Origin of the sequence: Pseudomonas sp. FSL R10-0399 (assembly GCF_009600165.1) — a bacterium.
In the GTDB taxonomy this organism is placed as follows: domain Bacteria; phylum Pseudomonadota; class Gammaproteobacteria; order Pseudomonadales; family Pseudomonadaceae; genus Aquipseudomonas; species Aquipseudomonas helleri.
The window spans coordinates 1-24675 of record NZ_WIWK01000004.1 but is presented as its reverse complement, the minus strand read 5'-3'; the positions used below and the strand labels follow the sequence as shown (position 1 = coordinate 24675).

28 protein-coding genes are annotated in these 24675 nt (G+C 59.0%); 8 read left to right on the top strand and 20 right to left on the bottom strand.

Annotated elements, in window-relative coordinates; translation table 11 throughout:
- Nucleotides 1-70 precede the first annotated feature (70 nt).
- The 7 genes from GHO41_RS01880 to GHO41_RS01850 form a co-directional block, all read right to left on the bottom strand.
- Nucleotides 71-709: an ABC-type transport auxiliary lipoprotein family protein gene (locus tag GHO41_RS01880; RefSeq protein ID WP_048371187.1), complete on the bottom strand. Its 639-nt coding sequence runs from the start codon at nucleotides 707-709 to the stop codon at nucleotides 71-73.
- Nucleotides 706-1644: an MlaD family protein gene (locus GHO41_RS01875; RefSeq protein ID WP_048371185.1), complete on the bottom strand. Its 939-nt coding sequence runs from the start codon at nucleotides 1642-1644 to the stop codon at nucleotides 706-708. Before GHO41_RS01875 ends, GHO41_RS01880 begins: the two co-directional genes overlap by 4 nt.
- A 1-nt stretch (nucleotide 1645) precedes the next feature.
- Nucleotides 1646-2449: an ABC transporter ATP-binding protein gene (locus tag GHO41_RS01870; RefSeq protein WP_048371183.1), complete on the bottom strand. Its 804-nt coding sequence runs from the start codon at nucleotides 2447-2449 to the stop codon at nucleotides 1646-1648.
- A complete protein-coding gene (locus GHO41_RS01865) occupies nucleotides 2446-3576 on the bottom strand; it encodes an ABC transporter permease (RefSeq protein WP_153432864.1) in 1131 nt (376 codons plus the stop codon). Before GHO41_RS01865 ends, GHO41_RS01870 begins: the two co-directional genes overlap by 4 nt.
- A gap of 79 nt (nucleotides 3577-3655) precedes the next feature.
- On the bottom strand, nucleotides 3656-4699 hold the full coding sequence (locus tag GHO41_RS01860; protein WP_153334394.1) for a DUF5924 family protein: 1044 nt from the start codon (nucleotides 4697-4699) through the stop codon (nucleotides 3656-3658).
- 178 nt (nucleotides 4700-4877) lie between these two features.
- Nucleotides 4878-5543, bottom strand: coding sequence for a fumarylacetoacetate hydrolase family protein (locus tag GHO41_RS01855; protein WP_153432829.1), 666 nt, complete (start codon nucleotides 5541-5543; stop codon nucleotides 4878-4880).
- Nucleotides 5544-5663: 120 nt separating this feature from the next.
- Entirely contained in the window at nucleotides 5664-7058 is a 1395-nt protein-coding gene (locus GHO41_RS01850) for an FAD-binding oxidoreductase (RefSeq protein WP_153432827.1), read from the bottom strand.
- Nucleotides 7059-7264: 206 nt separating this feature from the next.
- Here GHO41_RS01850 and serA point away from each other — a divergent pair, with 206 nt between their 5' ends.
- The gene (gene serA / locus GHO41_RS01845) at nucleotides 7265-8494 is read left to right on the top strand and encodes a phosphoglycerate dehydrogenase (RefSeq protein ID WP_048371173.1); all 1230 of its coding nucleotides are present in this window, start codon (nucleotides 7265-7267) and stop codon (nucleotides 8492-8494) included.
- 137 nt (nucleotides 8495-8631) lie between these two features.
- Here serA and GHO41_RS01840 read toward each other — a convergent pair whose 3' ends face one another.
- The gene (locus GHO41_RS01840; protein ID WP_048371171.1) at nucleotides 8632-9057 is read right to left on the bottom strand and encodes a DUF4399 domain-containing protein; all 426 of its coding nucleotides are present in this window, start codon (nucleotides 9055-9057) and stop codon (nucleotides 8632-8634) included.
- 138 nt (nucleotides 9058-9195) lie between these two features.
- Between GHO41_RS01840 and GHO41_RS01835 the strand changes: the two genes are divergently transcribed.
- Entirely contained in the window at nucleotides 9196-9696 is a 501-nt protein-coding gene (locus GHO41_RS01835; RefSeq protein WP_153432825.1) for a transporter substrate-binding domain-containing protein, read from the top strand.
- Nucleotides 9697-9746: 50 nt separating this feature from the next.
- On the opposite strand, the gene GHO41_RS01830 is transcribed toward GHO41_RS01835, so the two are convergent.
- From GHO41_RS01830 to GHO41_RS01820, 3 genes are read right to left on the bottom strand one after another with little or no spacing between them, the layout of a single operon-like run.
- Entirely contained in the window at nucleotides 9747-11000 is a 1254-nt protein-coding gene (locus GHO41_RS01830) for a cytochrome c (protein WP_153432823.1), read from the bottom strand.
- 12 nt (nucleotides 11001-11012) lie between these two features.
- Nucleotides 11013-12797 carry a GMC family oxidoreductase gene (locus GHO41_RS01825; RefSeq protein ID WP_048371167.1) on the bottom strand — a complete coding sequence of 595 codons (1785 nt, stop codon included), beginning with the start codon at nucleotides 12795-12797 and terminating at the stop codon, nucleotides 11013-11015.
- 2 nt (nucleotides 12798-12799) lie between these two features.
- Nucleotides 12800-13546, bottom strand: a complete 747-nt coding sequence (locus tag GHO41_RS01820; protein ID WP_123750736.1) for a gluconate 2-dehydrogenase subunit 3 family protein — start codon at nucleotides 13544-13546, stop codon at nucleotides 12800-12802.
- Nucleotides 13547-13842: 296 nt separating this feature from the next.
- Here GHO41_RS01820 and GHO41_RS01815 point away from each other — a divergent pair, with 296 nt between their 5' ends.
- Complete coding sequence (locus GHO41_RS01815; RefSeq protein WP_153432822.1) at nucleotides 13843-14481, top strand: dual specificity protein phosphatase family protein; 639 nt, start codon at nucleotides 13843-13845, stop codon at nucleotides 14479-14481.
- On the opposite strand, the gene GHO41_RS01810 is transcribed toward GHO41_RS01815, so the two are convergent.
- A complete protein-coding gene (locus GHO41_RS01810; protein ID WP_153432820.1) occupies nucleotides 14478-15545 on the bottom strand; it encodes an aminopeptidase in 1068 nt (355 codons plus the stop codon). The two genes, GHO41_RS01815 and GHO41_RS01810, sit on opposite strands and share 4 nt — an antisense overlap.
- 125 nt (nucleotides 15546-15670) lie before the next feature.
- Between GHO41_RS01810 and GHO41_RS01805 the strand changes: the two genes are divergently transcribed.
- A complete protein-coding gene (locus GHO41_RS01805; RefSeq protein WP_153432818.1) occupies nucleotides 15671-16087 on the top strand; it encodes a hypothetical protein in 417 nt (138 codons plus the stop codon).
- 4 nt (nucleotides 16088-16091) lie between these two features.
- Here the strand turns inward: GHO41_RS01805 and GHO41_RS01800 are convergent, their stop codons facing one another.
- Both GHO41_RS01800 and GHO41_RS01795 read right to left on the bottom strand, forming a co-directional pair.
- Nucleotides 16092-16325 (bottom strand): DUF1161 domain-containing protein, encoded by a 234-nt coding sequence (locus GHO41_RS01800; RefSeq protein ID WP_048371159.1) that lies wholly within the window; start codon nucleotides 16323-16325, stop codon nucleotides 16092-16094.
- Nucleotides 16326-16468: 143 nt separating this feature from the next.
- Complete coding sequence (locus GHO41_RS01795; protein WP_048371157.1) at nucleotides 16469-16900, bottom strand: OsmC family protein; 432 nt, start codon at nucleotides 16898-16900, stop codon at nucleotides 16469-16471.
- A 215-nt stretch (nucleotides 16901-17115) separates the two neighbouring features.
- Between GHO41_RS01795 and GHO41_RS01790 the strand changes: the two genes are divergently transcribed.
- Nucleotides 17116-18120, top strand: a complete 1005-nt coding sequence (locus GHO41_RS01790) for an LLM class flavin-dependent oxidoreductase (protein WP_048389157.1) — start codon at nucleotides 17116-17118, stop codon at nucleotides 18118-18120.
- A gap of 78 nt (nucleotides 18121-18198) precedes the next feature.
- Here the strand turns inward: GHO41_RS01790 and GHO41_RS01785 are convergent, their stop codons facing one another.
- Both GHO41_RS01785 and GHO41_RS01780 read right to left on the bottom strand, forming a co-directional pair.
- The gene (locus GHO41_RS01785) at nucleotides 18199-18423 is read right to left on the bottom strand and encodes a DUF1161 domain-containing protein (protein WP_048371153.1); all 225 of its coding nucleotides are present in this window, start codon (nucleotides 18421-18423) and stop codon (nucleotides 18199-18201) included.
- Between the two features lie 118 nt (nucleotides 18424-18541).
- A complete protein-coding gene (locus GHO41_RS01780) occupies nucleotides 18542-18757 on the bottom strand; it encodes a dodecin (protein WP_048389161.1) in 216 nt (71 codons plus the stop codon).
- 155 nt (nucleotides 18758-18912) lie between these two features.
- On the opposite strand from GHO41_RS01780, the gene GHO41_RS01775 reads away from it, so the two are divergent.
- Nucleotides 18913-19236: a YqjD family protein gene (locus GHO41_RS01775; RefSeq protein WP_048371150.1), complete on the top strand. Its 324-nt coding sequence runs from the start codon at nucleotides 18913-18915 to the stop codon at nucleotides 19234-19236.
- Here the strand turns inward: GHO41_RS01775 and GHO41_RS01770 are convergent.
- Nucleotides 19233-20123: a LysR family transcriptional regulator gene (locus GHO41_RS01770; protein WP_153432816.1), complete on the bottom strand. Its 891-nt coding sequence runs from the start codon at nucleotides 20121-20123 to the stop codon at nucleotides 19233-19235. The two genes, GHO41_RS01775 and GHO41_RS01770, sit on opposite strands and share 4 nt — an antisense overlap.
- 113 nt (nucleotides 20124-20236) lie before the next feature.
- Between GHO41_RS01770 and trpB the strand changes: the two genes are divergently transcribed.
- Together trpB and trpA are read left to right on the top strand one after the other, a co-directional pair.
- The gene (gene trpB, locus GHO41_RS01765) at nucleotides 20237-21457 is read left to right on the top strand and encodes a tryptophan synthase subunit beta (RefSeq protein WP_048371147.1); all 1221 of its coding nucleotides are present in this window, start codon (nucleotides 20237-20239) and stop codon (nucleotides 21455-21457) included.
- A complete protein-coding gene (trpA, locus tag GHO41_RS01760) occupies nucleotides 21457-22269 on the top strand; it encodes a tryptophan synthase subunit alpha (protein ID WP_153432814.1) in 813 nt (270 codons plus the stop codon). The genes trpB and trpA overlap by 1 nt, the downstream gene beginning before the upstream one ends.
- A gap of 94 nt (nucleotides 22270-22363) precedes the next feature.
- On the opposite strand, the gene GHO41_RS01755 is transcribed toward trpA, so the two are convergent.
- The 3 genes from GHO41_RS01755 to epsC all read right to left on the bottom strand — a co-directional run.
- Entirely contained in the window at nucleotides 22364-22789 is a 426-nt protein-coding gene (locus GHO41_RS01755; RefSeq protein ID WP_153432812.1) for a Bro-N domain-containing protein, read from the bottom strand.
- A 471-nt stretch (nucleotides 22790-23260) separates the two neighbouring features.
- Nucleotides 23261-23524, bottom strand: coding sequence for a Bro-N domain-containing protein (locus tag GHO41_RS01750; protein ID WP_371928809.1), 264 nt, complete (start codon nucleotides 23522-23524; stop codon nucleotides 23261-23263).
- Between the two features lie 498 nt (nucleotides 23525-24022).
- The coding region (gene epsC, locus GHO41_RS01745) for a serine O-acetyltransferase EpsC (RefSeq protein WP_153432808.1) at nucleotides 24023-24675 on the bottom strand (653 nt) is incomplete at its 5' end.

Genomic DNA, 24675 nt, shown 5'->3' with positions numbered 1-24675 from the left:
ATATAGGCGACACGGTGTGTCTGTAACACCGAGTCTGTCCCATCGCGAGCAAGCCCGCTCCCACAGATAGTTACCGTTGCGACTGCGAGTGTGCCTGCCCTTGCTGAATCGCCCACTGCACCACTTGCGGCATCAGCGTATCGGCTGCTTGGCCAAAGCCTGCGACAACCTGCGGCACCAGTGGATTGCTCAGCGGTTGGCGGGCTTCAAAACGCTTGGAACTGATGATGCGCTGGTCGCTGCTGCGCACCAGTCGGGCGTTGTATTGCACCAGCACTTCCGGGCTTTTGCCGTTGTAGTGCGTCTGGAACGCCAACAACTCGCCCCCTAATTCGTAATCGGACTGCAAGTTGCTGTCATCGGTGCTCAGCGCCTGCACCCGGCCGTCTTGTAAAAAGGCGTCCAGCAGGCGATTGCGCAGCAATGCCGGGGCCGGGTCGCTCCAGCGCGCGCCCTTGTAGTTGCTGATCAGGTTGCCCTCGGGCACCACGGCGATGTTCTGGCTGTTCAGCGTGTTGCTGGCCATCGGCTTTTCAAGGCGCAGCGACCACTTCACCGGGGCGCCCTGGCTGGCCGCAATCGGCGTTTGCGCATCGGGCAGGCGATACACGTCCACCACTTCGGGCTTGGGGAAAATCGAGCAAGCGCTGAGCAAGCTCAGGCTGGCGGCCAGGAAGAGGGAGCCTGCCAGGCGATAAGGTCGGATCATGGGGTGAATTCCTTGTTCTGCTCGCGGCCCAGCAAGTAACCGCTCGGGTTGGCTTCCAGACGCCGCGAAATGCCCCGCAGCGTGTTCAGCGTCTCGCGCAACTCATTGACCGCCGGGCCCAACTGATTAAGCCCTTGCAGCCCGCTGTTGAGTGAGGCTTCGTTGTTGTTGATCAGCGTGTTGATGGTCGCCGTGCTCTGCTCCAGCGAGTGCATGGCCTGCTCGGCACTGGTGAACACTTGCTTGCCCTGACTGTTGAGCAAGCCGTTGGCGTTGCGCATCAGCGCGGTGGTTTGCTCCAGCGTGGCCGAGGCTTGCTTGCCCACTTGCGACAATTGCTTGAGGGTCTGCGCAATGTCGTTGCGCTGGTCAGCAATGGCGCTGGTAGTTTGCTCAAAGTTCGACAGGGTCTTGGCCACGCTGTCGACGTTCTCATGGGAGAACAGCCGGTTGGCGTTGTGCAGCAGAATGTTGATGTTGGCCAGCATGTCGTTGCCATCGGTCAACAGTCGGGCAATCGGCGAGGGCGAGGCCACAATCACCGGCAATTTGCCGTCTTTGCCTTTGAGCATCGGGCTGCCCGGATCACCGCCGCTGAGCTGGATGATCGAGGTGCCGGTCACGCCGGTCAGTGCCAGCTTGGCCTTGGTGTCGACTTTAACCGGTGTGCCGGCGGCCAGACGAATGCGCGCCAATACGCGACGCGGGTCTTTGTCGTCCAGGCGCAGTTCAATCACGTCACCGACCTTGATCCCGTTGTATTGCACCGAGCTGCCTTTGGACAAGCCGCTGACGGCCTCGTTGAACACCACTTCGTAGTCCGTGAACGTATCGTCCATGCTCGACTTCGCCAGCCACAGGCCAAACAGCATGGCGCCTGCGACGACCAACACGCTGAACAGGCCGATCAATACATGATGGGCGCGGGTTTCCATGTCAATGCTCCTTACGCTGGGTTGCCGCTTCATACGCGGCGCGGCCACGAGGGCCATGGAAATACTCATGAATCCAGGGATCGTCGAAGTTTTCGACTTCGGCGATTGGCGCGGCGACCAACACCCGTTTTTGCGACAACACCGCCACCCGGTCCGTGATGGTGTACAGCGTGTCGAGGTCGTGGGTGACCAAAAACACACTCAAACCCAGCGCATCGCGCAGGGTTAGAATCAGTTGGTCGAACGCCGCCGCGCCAATCGGGTCGAGCCCGGCCGTGGGTTCGTCAAGAAACAGGATGTCCGGGTCTAGCGCCAGGGCGCGGGCCAGGGCGGCGCGCTTGATCATCCCGCCAGACAGCGCCGAAGGGTATTTGTCGGCAGCCGACAGCGGCAGCCCGGCCAACGCCAGCTTGACCAGCGCCAGATGCTCTGCGTCGGGGCGGCTCAGCCCGGCGTGTTCGATCAAGGGCATGGCGATGTTTTCGGTGACTGTCAGCGACGAAAACAGCGCGCCTTGCTGAAACAGCACACCAAAACGCCGCTCAATCAACGAGCGCTGGGCTTCGGGCAGGCTCAGCAGGTCTTGGCCGAACACCCGCACTTCGCCTTCTGTGGGGCGGCGCAGGCCGACAATGCTGCGCAACAGCACCGATTTGCCCGTGCCGGAGCCGCCGACCACGCCGAGGATTTCGCCTTTGTACACATCCAGATCGAGGTGCTCGTGCACAGTTTGGGTGCCAAACCGATTGCACAGGTCGCGCACTTCGATCACCGCCTCGCGGGGCGTCTTCGTTGGCGTACTCACCAGCCCATCTCCATAAAGAACAGCGCGGCCACGGCGTCCAGCAGGATCACGATAAAGATCGACTGCACCACGCTGGAGGTGGTGTGCGCACCCACCGACTCGGCGCTGCCGCTGACTTTAAAGCCCTCAAGGCAACCGACAGCGGCAATCAAAAACGCAAAGAACGGCGCCTTGACCATGCCCACCAAAAAGTTTTTAACGCCGATGTCGGAGTGCAGCATCGAAATAAACATGTCCGGCGAGATGCCCAGCGACACCACGCACACCACCGCGCCGCCCAAAATACCGGCCATCATGGCCAGAAAGGTCAGCATCGGCAGGGCGATCAACAGCGCCAGCACCCGTGGCACCACCAGCAGGTCCATCGGGTCCAGGCCCAGCGTGCGGATCGCATCGATCTCTTCGTTGGCCTTCATCGAGCCAATTTGCGCGGTAAACGAACTGGCCGTCCGGCCCGCCAGCAGGATGGCGGTCAGCAGCACGCCAAACTCACGCAGAAACGAAAACGCCACCAGGTCGACGGTGTAGATCCCGGCGCCAAAATTGGCCAGCACCGTGGCCCCCAAAAACGCCACCACGGCGCCCACCATAAAGGTCAGCAGCGCCACAATCGGCGTGGCGTTGAGGCCGATCTGCTCGATCTGCGCCACCACCGGCGTGACGCGCCATTGCTTGGGACGCAGCAGGTTGCGGGCAATGCTTTGCAGAATGACCCCGATAAAGCCCAGCAACTGCAGGGTGTCTTGCCAGAGCTTGTAGACCGCGCTGCCGATGCGGCTCAGCAGCAAGAGGCCGATATTGATTTCGACCGCTTTAACCGGCACGCAGAAGTCGCGCATCGACGAGTACACGGTTTGCAGCAGGGCGCGGTCGGCCTCGGGGAGTTTGGTGGCGCTGTCGGCCAGTTGGCTGACGCGCTCGGCGCCCAGCAACTCAACCAGCAACGACGCGCCTGCGGTGTCCAGGCGGGACACGTCATCGAGGTCAATGTGGGTACTGGCGTCGTATTTGCCCGCGAGCTGTTCAGTCAGCTTTTTCAGCCGGGCATAATTGGCCAGCGTCCATTGGCCACTGATTTTCAGCCGCGCAGGATTACTTGACGTGTCTAGTTGGGCATCGCCCGCCATGGCAGTAATAGTCGTAGGCTCCATGCTCAGTACGCTTAAACGCAGACCTTATGTAATAGCACACTCTCGTAAAAGTGTTTCAGTTTGCCTGTACATCGGTGGGCGTGGATTGATCTGTGTCGGTGACTTTGAAGCGCAGCACCCCAATCATCTGCCCGTCTTCGGTCAACACTTTGACCTGCCAGCGCCCGACCGGGTTGGGCGGGAAGTTCAGTTTGTGGGTCCAGGCCCGGTAGCCTTCCTTGCGTCCGCCGTGAATATCCAGGGCGATGCGGTCCACCTCTTGGCCGTTGAGCAGCCACACGTGGTAGATCCGCTCGTTGAGGCCACGGGGCGCATTGATCGAGGTGTAGGCATACAAACCCTGGCTGCGCAGCTGGCTGACGCTGATCTGCTCGATACTCTCGCCGGGTGTGCGGCTCTGGACTTGCGTCGTGACCGCGACTTCGGTCATCCACAGCGTTGCGGGCGGCACCCACGAGCGTAGCAGCCAGCCCGTCGCCCCCAGCGCGATGACGATCAGTGGCAACACCAGCCAACCACGCCAGGTTTTAAGGGGCAGGCTGACCGCCATGCTGGGGATGGAAAGCAGCACGGCTGCGCCCAGCGCCAGTTTGTAGCTCTCGGCGGTGGTCAGATTAAGGATGATCGGCAGCGCGGTCAGCAACGCCGCGAACAACGCCAGCGTGTGCATGCCCAGGTACAGCCAGCGCCGTGGGGCCAGCCATTTGTAATACAGCGGGTCGGTGATGGTCACCAGCGCGGCGGCGCCCAGCAGGCCGGTAAACACCAGTTGGCCGCTGTTCCAGGTGGTGGTGATGAAAAAGAACGGCAGGACGAAAAACAGGCTTTCCTGATGGATCATCTGCGTTGCGTAACGCAGCAAAGGCGGGGGGATTTCGCGTTTAAAGACGCGGGCAAACCATTGGGTCAGGGTGTTTTCGAGCATCAGCCAGACCCAGCTCACCAGCAGGATCACCGCGATCCAGCGGGCCATGCCTTGCTGGCGGTCCACCAGAATAAAACTGCCCACACCCGAGCAAAAACCGAACAGCGCAATCAGCCCTGGGTAACGCTTCATCAACTCCAGGACGCGCTGTACGTAGTGGTTCCAGTTTGGCATTCGGTGATTCACATTCTGCGTAGGAAAAATCCACAACAGAATAACGGTTTAGCGCGGTTGGCGTCCGGGGGATTGCACGGTGGTGGTCTCATCGCGAGCAAGCCCGCTCCCACAAGGTCAGTGCAAAACCTGTGGGAGTGGGCTTGCCCGCGATAAGATCGGCGCGCGGTTTTATGGATTAACGCACGGTGCTTTCGAAACGGCTGGCGCCCGGCAGTTCCAGCACCAGCTCATCGCCCACGTTCAGCGGGCCAACACCCACCGGGGTGCCGGTCATGATCACGTCGCCCGCTTGCAGCGAGAAGCACCCGGCCATGTACTGAATCATCGGCACAATCGGGTTGAGCATCAGGGCGCTGTTGCCGTCCTGGCGCACTTCGCCGTTGATGGTCAGGCGAATGCCAATATCAGTCACGTCCGGGAACGTGCAGCTCGGTACGAACGGTGCGAGTACGCAGGCGCCATCGAACGACTTGGCGACTTCCCACGGCAGGCCTTTAGCCTTGAGCTCCGATTGCTTGTCGCGCAGGGTCAGGTCCAGGCCCGGCGCGAAGCCCGAGATCGCGTCCAGCACTTCTTCGGCGCTTGGGTTGTTGGACAAAGGCTTGCCGATCAACACCGCAATTTCGGCTTCGTAATGCACCGAGCCACGGTCGTGCGGGATGGCAAACCCGCCTTCGGTCGGCACTACACAACTGCCGGGCTTGATAAACAAGAGCGGCTCAGTCGGGATCGGGTTATCCAGCTCTTTGGCATGCTCGGCATAGTTACGCCCGATGCACACGACTTTGCCGATAGGAAAGTGAATCCGGGTACCGTCGACGTATTGGTGCTGATAGCTCATGGGAATCTCCGTTGGAGTAGCTGCAAGCGTCAAGTTGAAAGCTTCAAGAGAACATCGCAGAGCTGCACCAGACCCGCTTCAAGCTTGCGGCTTGAAGCTTGCCACTGGCAGCTGCCTTGTTCACAAGGCAAAAATCTTGCCTGGGTTCATGATGCCGTTCGGGTCGAACACGGCCTTGAGGGCTTTCATGTACTCGATCTCAACCGGCGAGCGGCTGTAGGTCAAGTAATCACGTTTGGTCATGCCCACGCCGTGTTCTGCCGAGATCGAGCCGTTGTACTTCTCGACCGTTTCAAAGACCCATTTGTTGACCGTCGCGCACTTGGCAAAGAACTCGTCCTTGCTCAGGTTCTCGGGCTTGAGAATGTTCAAGTGCAGGTTGCCGTCGCCGATGTGGCCGAACCAGACAATCTCGAAGTCCGGGTAGTATTCGCCGACGATGGCGTCAATTTCTTTCAAGAAGGCCGGTACTTTCGAAACGGTGACCGAGATGTCGTTTTTGTACGGCGTCCAGTGCGAAATGGTCTCGGAGATGTACTCACGCAGCTTCCACAGGTTGTGCAACTGGGTTTCGCTCTGGCTCATCACGCCGTCCAGCACCCAGCCTTGCTCGACGCAGTGCTCGAAGGTTTCCAGCGCAGTGTTGGCCACTTCTTCAGTGGTCGCTTCAAATTCCAGCAGCGCGTAGAACGGGCAGTCGGTGTCAAACGGCGAAGGTACGTCGCCACGGGCCATGACTTTGGCCAATGCCTTGTCAGAGAAGAACTCAAAAGCCGTCAGATCCAGCTTGCTCTGGAAAGCGTGCAACACCGGCATGATGGCGTCGAAGTCGGCGGTGCCGAGCACCATGGCCGTCAGGTTTTTCGGTGCCCGGTCCAGGCGCATGGTGGCTTCGACCACAAAGCCCAACGTGCCTTCGGCGCCGATAAACAGCTGGCGCATGTCATAGCCGGTGGCGTTTTTGATCAGGTCCTTGTTCAGTTCCAGCACGTCGCCCTTGCCGGTCACGACTTTCATGCCCGCCACCCAGTTGCGGGTCATGCCGTAGCGAATCACCTTGATCCCGCCGGCATTGGTGCCGATGTTGCCGCCAATCTGGCTGGAACCGGCCGAGGCGAAGTCCACCGGGTAGTACAGGCCGTTTTCTTCGGCCAGGTTTTGCAGGGCCTTAGTGACCACGCCCGGCTGGCAAACCGCTGTGCGGTCAGTCAGGTTGAGATCGAGCACCTGGTTCATGTAATCGAAAGACACCACCACTTCGCCATTCGCCGCAACGGCCGCTGCCGACAAGCCAGTACGCCCGCCCGATGGCACCAGTGCGACCTTGTGGGTGTTGGCCCAGCGCACGATGGCCTGGACTTGTTCGATGGTTTTCGGAAAGACGATCGCGGTGGGCGCTGGAGCGAAATGCTTGGTCCAGTCCTTGCCGTAAGCATTAAGGGAATCAGCATCGGTCAGAACCTTGCCAGGCTCTACCAGGGTCTTCAGCTCTTCAATTACGGCAGGATGGGTCATCAACAGAACTCTCGAACAATTCATGGTCATCCTGAGTACGCTTCACGTCGCAGGAATGGGTGTTTAGCGGGGCGCTTATGCTAGCATACGACCCCCCCGTCGAATCGAGCCGTAGGACGATTCACGGTGCCGGTCTTCACGCCGGCCAGGCCAGCTCAGGCTGTCCATTCCCTGCCATTTTTTCTCTGGGACACAGGTTTACGCAGATGAGCAAGACTTCTCTCGATAAGAGCAAGATCAAGTTCCTTCTTTTAGAAGGCGTCCACCAATCCGCTGTTGAAGTACTGAAGTCTGCTGGTTACACCAGTATCGAGTACATCACCAGTTCCTTGCCTGAAGCCCTGCTGAAGGAAAAGATCGCTGATGCCCATTTCATCGGCATCCGTTCCCGTACTCAGCTGACCGAAGAAGTGTTCGACTGCGCCAAGAAACTGGTGGCTGTTGGTTGTTTCTGCATCGGCACCAACCAAGTCGATCTCAACGCTGCTCGCGAACGCGGTATCGCTGTATTCAACGCCCCTTACTCCAACACCCGTTCGGTGGCCGAGTTGGTGCTGGCTGAAGCGATCCTGTTGCTGCGCGGCATCCCTGAGAAAAACGCTTCCTGCCACCGTGGTGGCTGGATCAAGAGCGCGGCCAACTCCTTCGAAATCCGTGGCAAAAAGCTCGGTATCGTCGGTTATGGTTCGATTGGTACTCAGCTCTCGGTACTGGCTGAAGGCCTGGGCATGCAAGTGTTCTTCTACGACACCGTGACCAAGCTGCCATTGGGCAACGCCACTCAGGTCGGCAACCTGCACGAACTGTTGGGCATGTCCGACATCGTGACCCTGCACGTGCCTGAAACCCCGGCTACCCAGTGGATGATCGGCGAGAAAGAAATCCGCGCCATCAAAAAGGGCGGCATTTTGATCAACGCCGCACGTGGCACCGTGGTTGAGCTGGACGCCCTGGCTGACGCGATCAAGGACAAGCACCTGATCGGCGCCGCTATCGACGTGTTCCCGGTTGAGCCGCGTTCCAACGACGACGTGTTCGAAAGCCCGCTGCGTGGCCTGGACAACGTGATCCTGACCCCGCACATCGGTGGTTCCACTGCTGAAGCCCAAGCCAACATCGGCCTGGAAGTGGCAGAAAAACTGGTCAAGTACAGCGACAACGGTACGTCCGTATCGTCTGTAAACTTCCCGGAAGTGGCCCTGCCGGCTCACCCTGGCAAGCACCGTTTGCTGCACATCCACGAGAACATCCCGGGTGTGATGAGCGAGATCAACAAGGTCTTCGCCGAAAACGGTATCAACATCTCCGGCCAGTTCCTGCAAACCAACGAAAAAGTGGGTTATGTGGTGATCGACGTCGACGCCGAGTCCTCGGACCTGGCGCAAGAGAAGCTGCAAAGCATCAACGGCACCATCCGTTGCCGAGTGTTGTTTTAAAAAACTAGCTTCGAGCGGTTAAGCCTCAAGCGGCAAGTTAAAGGCAAGAGCAGATCTGCTTTGCTTTTACTTGCGGCTTTTAGCTTGAAGCTTGCAGCTCGAATAAAAAGGGAGCTCCTGAAAGGGGCTCCCTTTTTTTATTTCACATTAACCGTGATTTTCTTCGACACGATTACCGGGTCGAAGGCTTGGTGGCCAGTGTCGCCCAGCTCCAGTTGCAAGGTGTGTTTGCCTGGGGCCAGGGTCAGTTGGGTTTCAGTCTGCGCTTTGCCGAAATGCAGGTGATGGTCGTCAGTCGGGATCACCTGGCCTGGCGCAATCGGCTGGTCTACATCGACCAGCAAGTGGTGATGGCCAGAGTGTGGAGCCGGATCGCCAGCAGGTTTGAGGTCGATGCCTTCAATGCCGAATTTTACGGTGAAGGTTTTATCTACAGTGGCGCCATCCGCCGGGGAGATAATCGACACTTTTGCGCCCTCAGGCGCGGGAGTGGCAGCCAGGGCCAGAACCGAAGCGCCCATCAACACAGAAGCCAACGCAACACGAGACAGTAGAGCTTTCATTTGTATCTCCGGTTTTTGAAAAAATCGTCGGGCATGCACAACTTTGAGCAGATCCGCTGTCCAACGCCGCAGTTGACCAACATAAAGCAAAGCGAGCGCTCATTGCGAATCGCTTTCATTAAATTCAAAGGAGTGACCATGCGTTTTTTGCCAGGCCTGATGCTTTTATTGCCATTGGCGAGTCCTTTTGCTCACGCAGAACTGATGGACGACGTAAACGATCGTGGTGAATTGCGTATCGCACTTGAGGGCAATCAGGCCCCTTACAGCTTCCAGCAGGATGGCCACTTAACCGGCTTTGACGTCGAGCTGGGCGAAATGCTGGCCCGGGAGCTGGAGGTCAATTCCTCGCTCTTGGTCACAGACAGTGATGACCTGCTTTCGGGTGTTGAGAGCGGCAAGTACGACGTGGCCATCAACCACATGGCTATGACTCCTGAACTTCAGGATCGGTTCGATTTCAGTGAGCCTTATTTAGCCTCGCCTGAGCTGGCGATCCCTTTTCAGAAAGACAATCCGGCGTTCCAGGGCAGCCTGGACAAAGCCTTGCAGCGCATCAAGGCGGATGGCCGTTTGGCGGCATTGTCAGAGAAGTGGCTGGCCAATGACGCGACTGAGCCCCAGGCTTCAGATCAATAACCCCAGGCGCTACGCATGAGTGCCTGGGGTCATGGTGTGTGTCCGCGTCTTTAGTCGCGCAACGCCTTCACCTCTGCAGGTTTCACCTCGTCGCCTTTATTGCCCCAACTGGTACGAATGAAATTGACCACATCGGCTACTTCCTGATCCGACAGCCTCCAGTCGAAACCCGGCATGGTAAAGGTTGAGGGCGCGGTGTGCGTGGCCGGCAAGGTGCCGCCTTTAAGCACAATGTGAATCAGCGAAGTCGGGTCATCTGATTGCAACACCGGGTTACCCGCCAATGCCGGGAACACACGGGTGTAGCCATACCCATCGGTGCGATGGCAGGCCGCACAGTTGTCGATGTACACCGCCGCACCGCGCTTGCTGTCATTACCGTTCCATAAGGCATCGGGCACTGTCGGGTCATATTTATGGGGTCTGTCTGCCGAGTCGACCGCAGGCAATGTCTTCAAGTAGCGAGCGATAGCGGTCAGGTCGGCATCAGACATGTACTGCATGCTGTGTACGATCACGTCGCTCATACCGCCGAACACCGCGCTGCGATCACTGCGGCCGGTCTTGAGAAACTGCACCAGTTGTTCTTCGCTCCAGCTGCCCAGGCCGTCCTTGTGGTCGCCGCGCAGGTTCTTCGCGATCCAGCCTTCCAGCGGCGCACTGCCCGACAGAAACGTGCTGCCCTCTGTCGCGCTCAAGGCTTTTTCCTGCATGGTCAACGCCCGTGGGGTATGGCATGCACCGCAATGTCCTAGACCTTCCACCAGATACGCCCCGCGACTGACCACCGGATTTTGCCCAGGGGCAGGGGTGAAGTCGGCCACTGCAGGGGCAAAGCTCCAGCGCCACATAGCCAATGGCCAACGCATGCTTAACGGCCAGGGAATATCGACCGCCCGGTTCTCGGCAGCGACCGGCTTAACGCCCTGCATAAAGTAGGCATACAGCGCTTGCATGTCGGCCTGGTTGACCCGCGCGTAAGACGGGTAAGGCATCGCCGGGTACAACGTGCTGCCGTTTTTGGCGATGCCATGGCGCACGGCGTTGTCGAAATCGTCAAAGCTGTAGGCGCCGATACCGCTCGGGTCCGGGGTAATGTTGGTCGAGTAAATCGTACCGATCGGGGTTTCCATCGGCAGGCCGCCAGCGAAAGGCTTGCCACCTTTGGCCGTATGACACGCCACACAGTCACCGGCTCGCGCCAGGTATTCACCGTGTTTGATCAAGGCTGCCTGATCGACTTCAGCAGCCAGCGCCGAAAAACTGCCCAGCAGGGCCAAGGTCGCGATAACAACTGTTTTCATGGTCATCGCTCCTTATGCCTGAACCAGCGGGCCGGGGTTTTTCAGGTACTGTTCGCGGATCGCCCGGGCCGACCAGTAGGTCAGCGCGGCCACAAGACCGGTCGGGTTGTAACCCAGCCCCTGCGGGAACGCCGAGGCGCCCGGTACAAACACGTTGTGTACGTCCCACGATTGCAGGTAACGGTTCAGCGCACTGGTCTTCGGGTCAGTGCCCATGATCGCGCCGCCGTTCAGGTGAGTGGTCTGGTAGGACGCGGTGTTGAAGTGCTCACCCACTTTTTTACCGAGCAGGGCGATGGCTTTGGGGTTCATCGCCTCGGCGATCTTGCCCATTTTCTCCATCATGAAACGGTTCATTTTGATGTCGTTTTCTTGCCAGTCGAAGGTCATCCGCAAAAGAGGCTGACCGTAGGCATCGCGATAAACCGGGTCTAGATCGAGATAGTTACCACGGTAGGATTGATGCGCGCCGTGCGCGTCCATTGATACCTGGTGGGTGTAGTAATCGGCGGTGGCTTTTTTCCAGGCACTGCCCCAGGCCGGTGTACCAGGCGGGTTGGACGTGCCGGCAATGGGGCGGCTGCCGGCCTGGTTGACCCACATCGGCGAGCCACCCACAAAGCCATGTGGCCCGTGGTCAAAGTTATCGGCGTTGAAATCATCAATGGCCACGCCATTACCGCCTGCGCCGATAAAGTTGTTGGTGTGCACCTCTTTATCGAAATAGGCCTTGATGGTGCCCATGTTCTGGTACGCAAAGTTTTTGCCGACCACCCCTTCGCCGGTTTTCGGGTCGTAGGGTTTACCGATGCCCGACAGCAGCATCAAGCGAACGTTGTGGAACTGGAACGCGCCCAAAATCACTAGGTCTGCCGGTTGTTCGATCTCACGGCCCAGCGCGTCGATGTAAGTGACGCCCGTGGCTTTGCTCTTGGTGCTGTCCAGGTTGACCCGAATCACATGGGCGTCAGGGCGCAACTCAAAGTTGGGCAGCGGCTTGAGCGCGGGCAAAATGTTCACGTTTGGCGAGGCTTTGGAGTACATGTAGCAGACATAACCACTGCAGAAACCGCAGAAGTTGCACGGCCCCATTTGTGCGCCATACGGGTTGGTATAAGGCCCTGATGTATTGGCCGACGGCAGGTTATACGGCTTGTAGCCCACCTCAGTGGCCGCTTTCTGGAAGAGCTGGGCCGACACCGTATTCTTTTGTGAAACCAGCGGAAAGTGGTCGGAACGATCCGCCGCATACGGGTTGCCACCCCGGCCTTCGCCCACAATGCGGCCGTTCACGGTCCAGGCCTGGCCCGAGGTGCCGAACACTTTTTCGGCGTAATCGAAGAACGGTTCCAGTTCTTCATAACTGACGCCGAAGTCCTGGATGGTCATGTCCTTGGGGATAAAGTTTTTGCCGTAGCGTTCTTCGTAGTGGCTGCGCATGCGCAGTTCAATCGGGTCAACCCGAAAATGTACCCCCGACCAGTGCAACCCGGCGCCGCCCACACCGTTGCCAGGCAAAAACGCCCCCAGCTGGCGATTCGGCAAGGCCACGTCATTGACGCTATGGCGAATGGTCACGGTTTCTTTCGATACGTCCTGAAAGAGCTTTTTGCGCACGCTGTACGTCAGTTCGTCGATGACCTGAGGGTAGTTACCGTCCGGATACGTGTCCTGCATCGGGCCGCGCTCAAGGGCTACAACGTTTAGACCGGCTTCGGTTAACTCTTTGGCCATGATCGCGCCGGTCCAGCCGAAACCAACGATGACGGCATCTACTTTTTTCATAACGGTCGACATGCTCAGGCCCTCTCGCCGCGAATGGAAACTGCCGGGAAGGGGTACTGCTCGTTGCGTTCGACCCAGTCCATGAAATCAGCGCGAGCGCCGGGGAAGCCGATCATGGTCCAGCCGACCATGCCCTTGTTGCCGCCGTGAATGGGGTCGCAAAAGAAGCCTTCCTTAGTGTTTTGCAGCAGGAAACTGAAAAACATCTTGGCCGGGACGTTCTCGAAGTGGGGCGTTCCGGCCTCCAGCTGTTTGAGCACTTCGTCTCGGGTAGCGCTGTCTAGCCCAGCAAATGTTGAGTTATAGGTCGTTTTGCACAGTGCCTCCGTGGCAGCGATGCCCAAGCGGTAGATCTGTTTGGGCACAAGCTTGCTCTGCCAGCCCATCTCGGCCGGCGCATCGGTATTGAACGGGCCCTGCATGAACCACAGGGCGCCGCTGGCGTACGGTGTGTGCATTTGCCGGTCTATGTACTCCGGGACGCCAGCTTCCAGAGCGCCAGGGCCTTGCTCATCGGCGGGGATCAGGCGTGCTACCGCAGCGTTCAGAAATGCCCACTCCTGGGCCGTGAAATACGTCGGCTCATAAGGTGTGGCAGGGGAAGACGTGCGCCCCACAGGTTCAGGTGTGGCTGTGGCGCCCGCAGCGGGCGTCGCCATGAGCACGGAACCGCCGAGGCCGGTGCTTGCCACAGTGACCACCGGAATCAGCGTTAGGGTTTTGCGCAAAAACTCACGCCGCGGGTTGTCTTGTTCAGACATGGGAGGGGCACCTCTTCAGACATTCACGGGTAGCAGTTGCTCAGTGGCAACTTTCATTTTGGCAGCGACAAGCGTCGCAGATGAGCTTAAAAAATAGGTATCAGCAATTAATAGTTACAAATACTAGCAGGTAAGGGGCGAGGCTGAATCGATTCATGCGTAATTTTGCCGCACCTCAGCGCTGCAACAGCGCTGGCTAATCACGAATTTTTGACAAGTGGCTCACACAGTTTTTATCAGGCCTGACTCACTCTAGCGCCACCTCCTTATCCTTTAGTCGAAGTGGTTGCGCTGACATGCCCAAAGCCCGGTTTGCTCCTGCCCTGTGCCTGACATTATTGGCGGCGTTTACGCTGCCCCAGGCGATGGCCGATGATTTTGCCGTGGCGCGCCCGCCCCAGTGGGCGCAGCCGGTTGATGCGCAATACAACCTGTACCAAATGTCCCCCACGCTGTACCGCAGCGCCTTGCCGGATGACCAGGCCCAGCCGTTGCTGGAAAAACTGCACATCGGCACCGTGATCAACTTTTTGCCCGAAGCCGACAGCAGCTGGTTAAAAACCCCGGGGGTTGAACAAGTCCAATTGCCGTACCGCACCAATCATGTCGATGACGCCGATGTGCTGGCCGCCTTGCGCGCCATCCAGACGGCTCAGGCCCATGGCCCGGTATTGATGCACTGCAAACATGGTGTCGATCGCACAGGTTTGATGGCAGCGATGTACCGCGTGGTGGTGCAGGACTGGAGCAAAGAAGACGCCCTGAAAGAAATGACTCAAGGTGGCTTTGGCGAAAACTCGCACTTCAAGGATGGCGAGAAATACATGATGCAAGCCAACATCCCGAAACTGCGCCAAGCCCTGGCCAGCGGCGCGTGCAGCACCAGCCCGTTCGCCTCTTGCGTGGTCAAGAACTGGTGGAGCCCCAAGGCTTAAGGGGTATTGGCCTCAGGTAAAGCCCCGGCCCACTGGCGCAGCGCCGCTTTGCGCTGCATCGGTGGCAGCTTGCCCAGCTGTTCAACGGCCTTGTAAAACACCGCCCAGTCACCGCCGGTTTGCTTGAACAACGCAGCAAAGGCCGGCACCCATTGGTCATACAACCCGAACGGCAGCAGCTTGGCGTTGTTCATCGGGGCATTGACCCACGCGTCGTAGCGGTTGTTGCCCGCCCATTGCTGGTCGCGAAGCGCACGGTATTCACGGCGCATGCGCTCAAACTCCGCGGCTTTGCGCTGATGCATCTCAGCCGCTGGCAACGTTTGGCTGTACAGCTGCTGCAAGCGCTGGCGCGTACTCAGAACCAAGGCAATAAACGCTTCGCGCTGCTGCAAACCCTTGGTGTGTGCCGCTGGCAGCCCTTGGTAGGCGCGCCATTGGCGCGTGCCTTCCTGCTCGACAAAGCTGGCAAATGACTCGTTGAACTCAGTGTCGTCCTTCACATAAAAACGCTGATGCGCCAGCTCGTGAAAAATCAGCGTGGCCAGTCGCTCATCGCCCCAGTGCAGCATGCTGTTAAGGATCGGCTCATCAAACCAGCCCAGGGTTGAGTACGCCTCAACCCCGCTCACCCACACATCCATGCCTTGCTCGCGCTTGAGCGCGGCATCCCCGCGAGCGGCACCTTGTGAGTAATAACCCCGGTAGGCCACGCACCCGGCCACCGGAAAGCAATAGGTGACCGGGGCGAGCGAAAACTCCGCTGTCGCAAAGACATTCCACACCACGTACGGTCGCTGGATATCGGCGTACAGGCGATAACTCTGGTTGTCAGGCAGCTTTAAATGTTCGCTGGCAAAGGTCCGGGCCGCCTGGGACCGGGCCAGATGCTGGCGCAGCACAGGGTCACGCTGAGGGTCGGCCACTACCTTGGCCACCGGCTCGCGGGCCTGCAACACGTGCCATTGGCCGGTGAGCAATTGCGAGTAGTAACCCGTACTGGAGCAACCGTTAAGCAGAGGCAATAAGGCGAGGGCAAGCAGGCAGCGAAAAGTCAGTGACATGGTGCGGTCCAGTGGGCGACAAATGCTCATCGAACACACCCTATGCGACAGGAGTGAAAAAGCACAGCACCCTGTGAGAGTGGTCTGGCGCTATGCTGATGCATTACATCCTGATGGACACTCCCATGCGCACGTTTTTGCTCTTGCTCACGGCCAGCCTGCTCAGCGCCTGTGCCAGCACGCCTCTGCCACCACACGATCCGAACATGGCCTGGGTTGATCTGGAAACCCAAACCGGCAAGTTGATCATGGCCGAGCGCCTGGATAACAAGCGCCTGAACGACGGGCGTTACTTTCAGGTAACCCCCGGCAGCCATGAGCTGATGGTGCGCTTTGACTACGAAGTGTTTATCGGCGGGATGGGCATGTTCAGCGAGCCGCAAGAGCGGTTGTGTTACCTCTCTGTCAAATACGCTGATTTCCAGCCCGGCCAACGCTACCGGTTGCAGGCACGCTCACTGGGCTTTAACGCTTACGCGCGGTTGTACAGCGCCGAAGGCAAGGTGCTGGCCGAGGAGCGGCTGGTGAACTGCCTGCCTTAGTCCGTCAGTTATCGTTTTTCTGATAGATGATCTTCTTCGTGCCGTTTTCGCACGAACCTACCACCATGTTCTGATCGTGTACTTCGTCATTGGTCACGATCTCGAGCGTGTAAGACGACACGTTATTGGCTTGAATCTTGGCTTCGATTTCAGCCTTCAACTCGTCGCAAGGTTTGGGCGCTGCCCATACCGAGGTGGCCAAAGCACAACTGATTACCGCTAAAGCAAAACGTTTCATGATGAGACTCCCTTCTTGCAGAACGCACAGTAATGGTCAGACGCAATCGGCGGCTATTCGATCACATTCGGCGGTGTCTGCGAACTGTCCGGGTTAACGCCGCCCCCACTGCGATGCAGGGGGGCGTACGTTGGGTCTATCGATCAGGCCTGCAGCGTGGCGTCGAGGGTGATTTTGGCGTTCAACACCTTGGACACCGGGCAGCCTTCTTTGGCTTTTTTGGTTAGCTCATCGAATTGCTGCTGGGTCGCGCCCGGTATTTTGGCCTTGAGGATCAGGTGCACCGCAGTAATCGCAAACCCGCCCTCGACTTGATCCAGGGTGACTTCAGCCTTGGTGTCGATGCTGTCGGCCTTAAGCCCGGCATCGCCCAAAATCATCGACAGGGCCATCGAAAAGCAACCGGCATGGGCGGCGCCGATCAGTTCTTCAGGGTTGGTGCCCTTGCCACCTTCAAAGCGGGCCTTGAAGCCATACGGTGCGTCGCGCAACACGCCCGTCTCGGTAGAGATGGAGCCGATGCCGGTTTTAAGGTCGCCTGCCCAGTGTGCCGATGCAGTCTTTTTAATACTCATACGTGCCTCCTGAAGAACGGCGTGAAGGTTTCACGCCTTGACTGGAGTTGTGAGGGTAGTCGCCTCCACAAAGTTCATCTTGTCGGACAAATCGCATTTTTTTGTAGCTCAAATCATCGATGCCATTGAAACTCGGGTATATGCCCATATTGCTGTCATCACTGGCGGGTTTATGCGAGTGCCTGAACCTGCCCCTCACTTGGAGTAGCCAGCTGATGAAACGATTGTCTGATGTCAAATTCTCGACCCTCGACCTGGTGCCTGTGCGCGAAAACGGTAGCGCCGCCCAGTCGTTGCACAACTCGCTGGATTTGGCCCAACACGTAGAAAAGTTTGGCTACAACCGTTTTTGGGTAGCCGAACACCACAACATGGACGGCATCGCCAGCTCGGCGACCTCGGTGCTGATCGGTTATCTGGCCGGTGGCACCTCGACCATTCGCGTCGGTTCGGGCGGGGTGATGCTGCCCAACCACGCGCCACTGGTGATTGCCGAGCAGTTCGGCACGCTCGAAAGTCTCTACCCTGGCCGCATCGACCTGGGCCTGGGCCGTGCGCCGGGCTCCGACCAAATGACTGCCCGCGCCCTGCGCCGTGAGCGTTCCGGCAGCGCGGATGACTTCCCGGAAGACGTCGCCGAGCTGATGCGCTACCTGGGTCCACGCACCCCGGATCAGCGGGTGATCGCCATGCCCGGTACCGGCACCAACGTGCCCGTGTGGTTGCTGGGGTCAAGCTTGTTCAGCGCGCAACTGGCCGGTGAGCGTGGCTTGCCCTACGCCTTCGCCTCACATTTCGCACCGCGTTTGATGCACGAAGCGATTCGCGTCTACCGCAACCACTTCAAGCCTTCGGCGGTGCTCGACAAGCCGTACGTAATGTTGGGTGTGCCGTTGGTCGCGGCCGATACCGATGAGCAGGCTGAATACCTGTCCACCTCCGTGCTGCAACGTATTTTGGCCTTGATGCGTGGGCAGAGCCTGGTACAGCGCGCGCCGGTGAAAACCATGGACGGGCTGTGGCTACCCCACGAGAAAGAAGCAGTGATGAGCTTTTTGGGCCTGGCGATGGTCGGCAGCCCCGAGAAAATCCGCGCCAAACTGCAAGTGCTGGTCGAACAGACCCAGGCGGATGAACTGATCTTTACCTGTGACCTGTACGAGCATGCAGACCGTATTCATTCCTACGAACTGCTGTCGCAAGTCATGAAAGGGGCCTAAACCGCTTCTGTAGGAGCGAGCTTGTCTCGCGATCTTTTGATCATTGAAAAGATCGCGAGCAAGCCCGCTCCCACAGAATCAGCCGCGCTTGTAAACGATATCTTTGGTGCCGCCTTCACACGAGCCTACGACTTTTCCGTCAGAGGCAGTACCCTTGTCGACCACTTCCAGCGAATAGTGCGGGACGCCATTAGCATCAATCTTCGCAGCAATTTCGCTCTTCAGTTCTTCACAAGGCTTGCCCGCTGCGAAAGCAGTGCCCGCCAGACTCAGTAAAGCTACAGCCACTAAAATCTTTTTCATCGGTCAGTTCCCCAGATCAAAACAAAATGGGTGCGACACGACTGCTCATGTCGCACCCAGAGGGTTTAGCGGACTTTGTGGCAAACGGCCAGTTTGTTGGCTAAAAGTCTGACGCAGATCAGCTGCTGGCGATCCGGAAACCGACCTTCAGCGTCACCTGATAGTGCGCCACCTTGCCGTCCTTGATATGCCCGCGCGTCTCCAGCACCTCAAACCATTCCAGGTGTTTGATGGTTTTGTTGGCTTCGGCCAGTGCATGACTGATGGCGTCTTCTATGCTGCTTGGGGACGAGCCTACCAGTTCGATTTTCTTGTAGGTGTGATGGTCAGACATAACGTTCTCCTTTGTCGTCAATCAAAGCCTAGCAGCGAATCTGCTGAATACTTCGTGGGCCGTTCGCAAGGAAAAGTTCAGGTTTTTTGCACTTTCTGAAAACGGCGCAGTCGGACTAAACACGCACCCTCACTCACAAATGCAGGAGAGCCCTAATGGCTAGCAATACTTCACGTAAAGCGTCATTGCAAAGCATGGAAGCCGAGATCGAGAGCCTGCTCAAGTCTCTGGAGAGCTTCAAGCACGACGCGTCTGACGAGTCCAAGAAGACCCTTGGTGCCCTCAAAAGCAATGCCGAGAACGCGCTGAAACATTCGCGTCACCTGCTCAGCGACGCGTATGAAGAGGTCAAAGACAAAACCCGCGAAACCGCCATCGCCACCCGTGAATACGCACAAGAGCATCCGTATGCCACTGCCGGCGTTGCGCTGGGTGCATTGGGCCTGCTGGCGGCTTTTCTGCTCTGCAAACGTAACTAATCTTGCGCTAGCTCAGCCTTGAGCCATTGCGCCAGTTGCCGAGCGCGCCCGTCTGCGGCGCGCTTTGGCACCCACAACGCCAGCTGCGCCGGGGTTTGAGTAAAGCCCCACGGCGCAGCCAGGCGACCGGCCCGTACGTCCTCAGCCACTAACGGCTCGGGGGCAATCGCCACACCCAGGCCCGCCACTGCGGCCTCGAGCAAGTAGTACAAGTGCTCAAACCCTTGCCCGTAATTTAACGCCTTCGCATCGATCGCCTGTTGCTGTGCCCAGCTGGGCCACGCCTGCGGTCGCGACGTGGTGTGCAGGAGCGGTTCATCCAGCAGGGCGCTGGCCGGTGCCTGACACAGCTGCGGGTAATGCGCGTAATGCGGGCTCAGCACCGGGCCGATGCGCTCACTGGCCAATTCGTACACCTGCATGTCGGCGGGCCATGGCGGCTCGGCAAACACCAGCCACGCGTCCAGCCCGGAGCGGCGTGGGTCCAGATCGCCTTCACCGGCCGACAGATGCAAGCGCAAATCCGGCAAGTCGGCTTTTAAACGGCCCAGACGCGGGATAAACCAGCGCGCCAGCAAACTGCCCGAACAGCCCAGTACAAACGGCGCGTCGATATGGCTTTGCGTGAGTTCAGTGCATACATTGCGCAAGCGATCAAAGGCTTCGCTGCTGGCATCGCGCAGACGGATCCCGGCATCCGTGAGCTTCAGGCCGCGCCCCTCCTTCACAAACAGGCTGACCCCCAAGTGCTCTTCAAGCACTTTGATTTGCCGACTAACGGCACCGTGGGTGACGTTAAGCTGTTCAGCCGCCTGGCTGACGCTGTTCAGGCGGGCGGTGGCTTCGAACGCGCGCAGGGCGTTCAGGGGCGGGAGATCGCGGCTCATGGTATCTGTGAGTTTTCCTGACAGGTTGTGGCGATCTTATCGGTTTTCATCTGGCGTTGTCGCGCGTAAAGTCAGGCCCATCGACCTTCGCACCTCTTTATCTGGAGCGTCACATGACCCAATCCACATTGCGTAACGGCCCGGACGACAATGGCCTGTTCGGCTCATTCGGCGGCCGCTACGTCGCTGAAACCCTGATGCCGCTGATCCTCGACCTCGACCGCGAGTATGAGCTGGCCAAAAAAGACCCTGAGTTCATCAAAGAGCTGGCCTACTTCCAGCGCGACTACGTGGGCCGTCCAAGCCCGCTGTACTTTGCCGAGCGCCTGACCGAGTTCTGCGGCGGCGCCAAGATCTACCTCAAGCGCGAAGAGCTGAACCACACCGGCGCGCACAAGATCAACAACTGCATCGGGCAGATTCTGCTGGCGCGGCGCATGGGCAAAAAACGCATCATCGCCGAAACCGGCGCAGGCATGCACGGCGTTGCGACGGCCACCGTGGCCGCCCGTTTTGGCCTGCAATGCGTGATCTACATGGGCACCACTGACATCGAGCGCCAACAGGCCAACGTGTTCCGCATGAAACTGCTGGGCGCCGAAGTGATCCCGGTTGTGGCCGGTACCGGCACCCTGAAAGACGCCATGAACGAAGCGCTGCGTGACTGGGTGACCAACGTCGACAGCACCTTCTACCTGATCGGCACCGTGGCTGGCCCGCACCCGTATCCGGCGATGGTGCGCGACTTCCAGGCCGTGATCGGCAAGGAAACCCGCGAGCAGATGCAAGCCCAGGAAGGCCGCCTGCCGGACAGCCTGGTGGCGTGCATCGGCGGTGGTTCCAACGCGATGGGCTTGTTCCACCCGTTCCTGGACGACACCGGCGTTGAAATCATTGGTGTTGAAGCGGCCGGTTACGGTATTGAAACCGGCAAACACGCGGCCAGCCTCAACGGCGGCGAGCCGGGTGTGTTGCACGGCAACCGCACCTTCCTGCTGCAAGACGACGACGGCCAGATCATCGACGCCCACTCGATCTCGGCGGGCCTGGATTACCCGGGCATTGGCCCGGAACACGCATGGTTGCACGACATCGGCCGCGTCCAGTACACCTCGGTCACCGACGACGAAGCACTGGATGCGTTCCATAAATGCTGCCGCCTTGAAGGCATCATCCCGGCCCTTGAAAGCGCCCACGCGCTGGCCGAAGTCTTCAAGCGTGCACCGACCTTGCCGGCCGATCACCTGATGGTGGTCAACCTGTCTGGCCGAGGCGATAAAGACATGCAAACCGTGATGCACCACGTCGAACAGTCCCAGCAGGAGAAACACTGATGAGCCGCCTGCAAACGCGTTTTGCCGAACTCAAAGAACAAAACCGCGCTGCGCTGGTGACCTTTGTCACCGCCGGTGACCCGGATTACGCCACCTCGCTGGCCATCCTCAAAGGCCTGCCTGCTGCGGGCGCTGACGTGATCGAGTTGGGCATGCCCTTCACCGATCCAATGGCCGATGGCCCGGCGATCCAGCTGGCCAACATCCGTGCGCTGGGCGCCAAGCAAAACCTGGCGAAAACCCTGCAAATGGTGCGCGAGTTCCGCGAAGGCAACAGCGACACGCCGCTGGTGCTGATGGGTTACTTCAACCCGATCCACCATTACGGTGTGGCTAAATTCATCGCTGACGCCAAGGCGGCTGGCGTTGACGGCATGATCGTGGTCGACATGCCACCCGAGCACAACTCAGAGCTGTGCGACCCTGCGCAAGCGGCGGGCCTGGATTTCATCCGCCTGACCACCCCGACCACCGACGATGCGCGCCTGCCTAAAGTGCTCAATGGCAGCTCGGGCTTTGTGTACTACGTGTCGGTGGCAGGCGTGACCGGCGCCGGCTCCGCGACCACAGACCAAGTGAGCGAAGCGATTGCGCGTCTGCGCCGTCACACCGACTTGCCGATCAGCGTAGGTTTCGGGATTCGCACCCCGGAGCAAGCGGCGGCGATTGCCCGCTTGGCGGATGGCGTGGTGGTGGGCTCGGCCTTGATCGACAAAATCGAAAACGCGGCCACCCCGGAACAAGCGGTCGATGGCGTGCTGAGCCTGTGCGCTGCCTTGGCCGAAGGCGTGCGGACTGCTCGCGCGGTTTAACGCTAAAAACGTGTAGGAGCGAGCTCGTCTCGCGATCTTTTAAACATCAAAAGATCGCGAGGCAAGCTCGCTCCTACAGAGGATGTGTGTCGTTTCACCCGCAGCGCATGGCGGGCACCACTTCATGGGTCAGCCATTGGCGCAAATGGCGGTTCTCGGGGTGGTAGTGGTACAGCAACATCGCATACGCCCCCGATTCGCTGAGCATCAAGGTGTCTTGCACGGCGCCGTGGCTACGGATCGGTAATTCCTGATGCTGATCAGCATCCAGCTTGGCCAACCCTTTACGCCCTAACGTGCGGCCCATCAAACGGCCGAGATCGCGTGCGCAACACCACATTTGATCCCCCAACCACACCACTCGCAATTGCAGGCGATGACGCACAAAAATTCGGCTGTTAAGTGGCTCGGGGTCAAGCTCGTAATGCGCCAAGGCACGTCGGGTGGCGGCGTGATCGTTGAGCAGGGTGTGGGTGTAGTCGGTGTTTGAGCGGGGTGGGTCGGGTGTGAGGGTTTTCATGAGGTGCGGTTCCTGGGCGTTGAGGAACTGCCAATAGCCTTCCTACGGGCTGGGTGGCAGTCATGCGCGGGGTAGGAACCGGGTCCCAGGGTAACCGGCCACGTCGAAACGTGCCCGCGCACGACCGCCATGACTGATGGTACGGACACAAAAAAAGTGCCGCAATCAGAAAGGTGGACACTTGCGCGCCGAGGGTAAAAAAGGGTTCCTACGCCCTGTCACTGATTTTGCAGTGACAGCCCCAAGACTAGGCCTGCCAACCCGGCCCCACAAGCGGGTCAACGCCGCTACGGGTTGCAGGAAATGTCCGAGAAACTGTAGCCGCTGACGAGGGCTTTGTGTGAAGGGTTACTTCTGCGAGCAGTCGTCATTGTTAATGCTAAAAACGTGTAGGAGCGAGCTCGTCTCGCGATCTTTTAAACATCAAAAGATCGCGAGGCAAGCTCGCTCCTACAGAGGATGTGTGTCGTTTCACCCGCAGCGTATGGCGGGCACCACTTCATGGGTCAGCCATTGGCGCAAATGGCGGTTCTCGGGGTGGTAGTGGTACAGCAGCATGGCATACGCCCCCGATTCGCTGAGCATCAAGGTGTCTTGCACGGCGCCGTGGCTGCGGATCGGTAATTCCTGATGCTGATCAGCATCCAGTTTGGCCAACCCTTTACGCCCTAACGTGCGGCCCATCAAACGGCCGAGATCGCGTGCGCAACACCACATTTGATCCTCCAACCACACCACTCGCAATTGCAGGCGATGACGCACAAAAATTCGGCTGTTAAGTGGCTCGGGATCAATCTCGTAATGCGCCAAGGCACGCCGGGTGGCGGCTGTACGCAGGTGTGGAAGACCGGGACGTTAGGCACCCGGCGCACTCGAGAGTGCCCCGCGCACAGCCACCATAAAGCACAGGCAATAAAAAACGCCTGACTGGGTGGCGCTTTGTGCGCCTAACGATATAAGGGCTTCCACACCCTGTCACTGATTTTGCAGTGACAGCCCAAGACTAGGCCTGCCAACCCGGCCCCACAAGCGGGTCAACGCCGCTACGGGTTGCAGGAAATGTCCGAGAAGTCGCCCTCACCCCAACCCTCTCCCTCCGGGAGAGGGCGCTTTACCGAGGTGTTCTCAGGGGCAGTGCATGGCTTGCAGGCCGCAGAACCTCTACAACATCCCCCAATCGGTTCCTTCTCCCTTCGGGAGAGGGCCAGGGTGAGGGCAAGGCATCACGCGGTATTACTTCTGCGAGCCGTCGTCATGCTGCAAGTTGGCCTGGGTCAGGTTGCAGCCCGCCGGTACGCTGCGGGTGAGCCAGACGTTGCCGCCAATCGTCGAGCCTTTGCCAATGGTGATGCGCCCCAGAATGGTCGCGCCGGCATAGATCACCACGTCGTCTTCAACAATCGGATGGCGCGGGTGGCCTTTTTGCAGTTGGCCCGATTCGTCCGCCGGGAAACGTTTGGCGCCCAAGGTCACCGCTTGGTAGATACGCACACGTTCGCCGATGATCGCGGTTTCTCCGATCACCACGCCCGTGCCGTGGTCGATAAAGAAGCTGCGGCCAATCTGCGCGCCCGGGTGAATATCAATGCCCGTGGACGAATGCGCGATTTCGGCGCTGATGCGGGCCAGCAAAGGCAGGCCGGCGCGGTACATGTGGTGCGCCAGGCGGTGGTGAATCACCGCCAGAATCCCCGGATAGCACAGCAACACCTCGTCGACACTGCGCGCCGCCGGATCGCCGTGGTAGGCGGCCAGCACGTCGGTGTCGAGGATGCTGCGCAGGCGCGGTAAGGCCAGGGCAAAGTCCTGGATCAATACGGTCGCCGTCTCGTCCACGCCCGCATCCGGCAATCCGGCCTGACGCGCCGCGTAGCGCAGTTCTAGCC

Coding starts and splice junctions, on each gene's coding strand:
- GHO41_RS01880 (WP_048371187.1), bottom strand. CDS start 709: ATGATCCGACCTTATCGCCTGGCAGGCTCCCTCTTCCTGGCCGCCAGC.
- GHO41_RS01875 (WP_048371185.1), bottom strand. CDS start 1,644: ATGGAAACCCGCGCCCATCATGTATTGATCGGCCTGTTCAGCGTGTTG.
- GHO41_RS01865 (WP_153432864.1), bottom strand. CDS start 3,576: ATGGCGGGCGATGCCCAACTAGACACGTCAAGTAATCCTGCGCGGCTG.
- GHO41_RS01860 (WP_153334394.1), bottom strand. CDS start 4,699: ATGCCAAACTGGAACCACTACGTACAGCGCGTCCTGGAGTTGATGAAG.
- GHO41_RS01855 (WP_153432829.1), bottom strand. CDS start 5,543: ATGAGCTATCAGCACCAATACGTCGACGGTACCCGGATTCACTTTCCT.
- GHO41_RS01850 (WP_153432827.1), bottom strand. CDS start 7,058: ATGACCCATCCTGCCGTAATTGAAGAGCTGAAGACCCTGGTAGAGCCT.
- serA (WP_048371173.1), top strand. CDS start 7,265: ATGAGCAAGACTTCTCTCGATAAGAGCAAGATCAAGTTCCTTCTTTTA.
- GHO41_RS01840 (WP_048371171.1), bottom strand. CDS start 9,057: ATGAAAGCTCTACTGTCTCGTGTTGCGTTGGCTTCTGTGTTGATGGGC.
- GHO41_RS01835 (WP_153432825.1), top strand. CDS start 9,196: ATGCGTTTTTTGCCAGGCCTGATGCTTTTATTGCCATTGGCGAGTCCT.
- GHO41_RS01830 (WP_153432823.1), bottom strand. CDS start 11,000: ATGAAAACAGTTGTTATCGCGACCTTGGCCCTGCTGGGCAGTTTTTCG.
- GHO41_RS01825 (WP_048371167.1), bottom strand. CDS start 12,797: ATGTCGACCGTTATGAAAAAAGTAGATGCCGTCATCGTTGGTTTCGGC.
- GHO41_RS01820 (WP_123750736.1), bottom strand. CDS start 13,546: ATGTCTGAACAAGACAACCCGCGGCGTGAGTTTTTGCGCAAAACCCTA.
- GHO41_RS01815 (WP_153432822.1), top strand. CDS start 13,843: ATGCCCAAAGCCCGGTTTGCTCCTGCCCTGTGCCTGACATTATTGGCG.
- GHO41_RS01810 (WP_153432820.1), bottom strand. CDS start 15,545: ATGTCACTGACTTTTCGCTGCCTGCTTGCCCTCGCCTTATTGCCTCTG.
- GHO41_RS01805 (WP_153432818.1), top strand. CDS start 15,671: ATGCGCACGTTTTTGCTCTTGCTCACGGCCAGCCTGCTCAGCGCCTGT.
- GHO41_RS01800 (WP_048371159.1), bottom strand. CDS start 16,325: ATGAAACGTTTTGCTTTAGCGGTAATCAGTTGTGCTTTGGCCACCTCG.
- GHO41_RS01795 (WP_048371157.1), bottom strand. CDS start 16,900: ATGAGTATTAAAAAGACTGCATCGGCACACTGGGCAGGCGACCTTAAA.
- GHO41_RS01790 (WP_048389157.1), top strand. CDS start 17,116: ATGAAACGATTGTCTGATGTCAAATTCTCGACCCTCGACCTGGTGCCT.
- GHO41_RS01785 (WP_048371153.1), bottom strand. CDS start 18,423: ATGAAAAAGATTTTAGTGGCTGTAGCTTTACTGAGTCTGGCGGGCACT.
- GHO41_RS01780 (WP_048389161.1), bottom strand. CDS start 18,757: ATGTCTGACCATCACACCTACAAGAAAATCGAACTGGTAGGCTCGTCC.
- GHO41_RS01775 (WP_048371150.1), top strand. CDS start 18,913: ATGGCTAGCAATACTTCACGTAAAGCGTCATTGCAAAGCATGGAAGCC.
- GHO41_RS01770 (WP_153432816.1), bottom strand. CDS start 20,123: ATGAGCCGCGATCTCCCGCCCCTGAACGCCCTGCGCGCGTTCGAAGCC.
- trpB (WP_048371147.1), top strand. CDS start 20,237: ATGACCCAATCCACATTGCGTAACGGCCCGGACGACAATGGCCTGTTC.
- trpA (WP_153432814.1), top strand. CDS start 21,457: ATGAGCCGCCTGCAAACGCGTTTTGCCGAACTCAAAGAACAAAACCGC.
- GHO41_RS01755 (WP_153432812.1), bottom strand. CDS start 22,789: ATGAAAACCCTCACACCCGACCCACCCCGCTCAAACACCGACTACACC.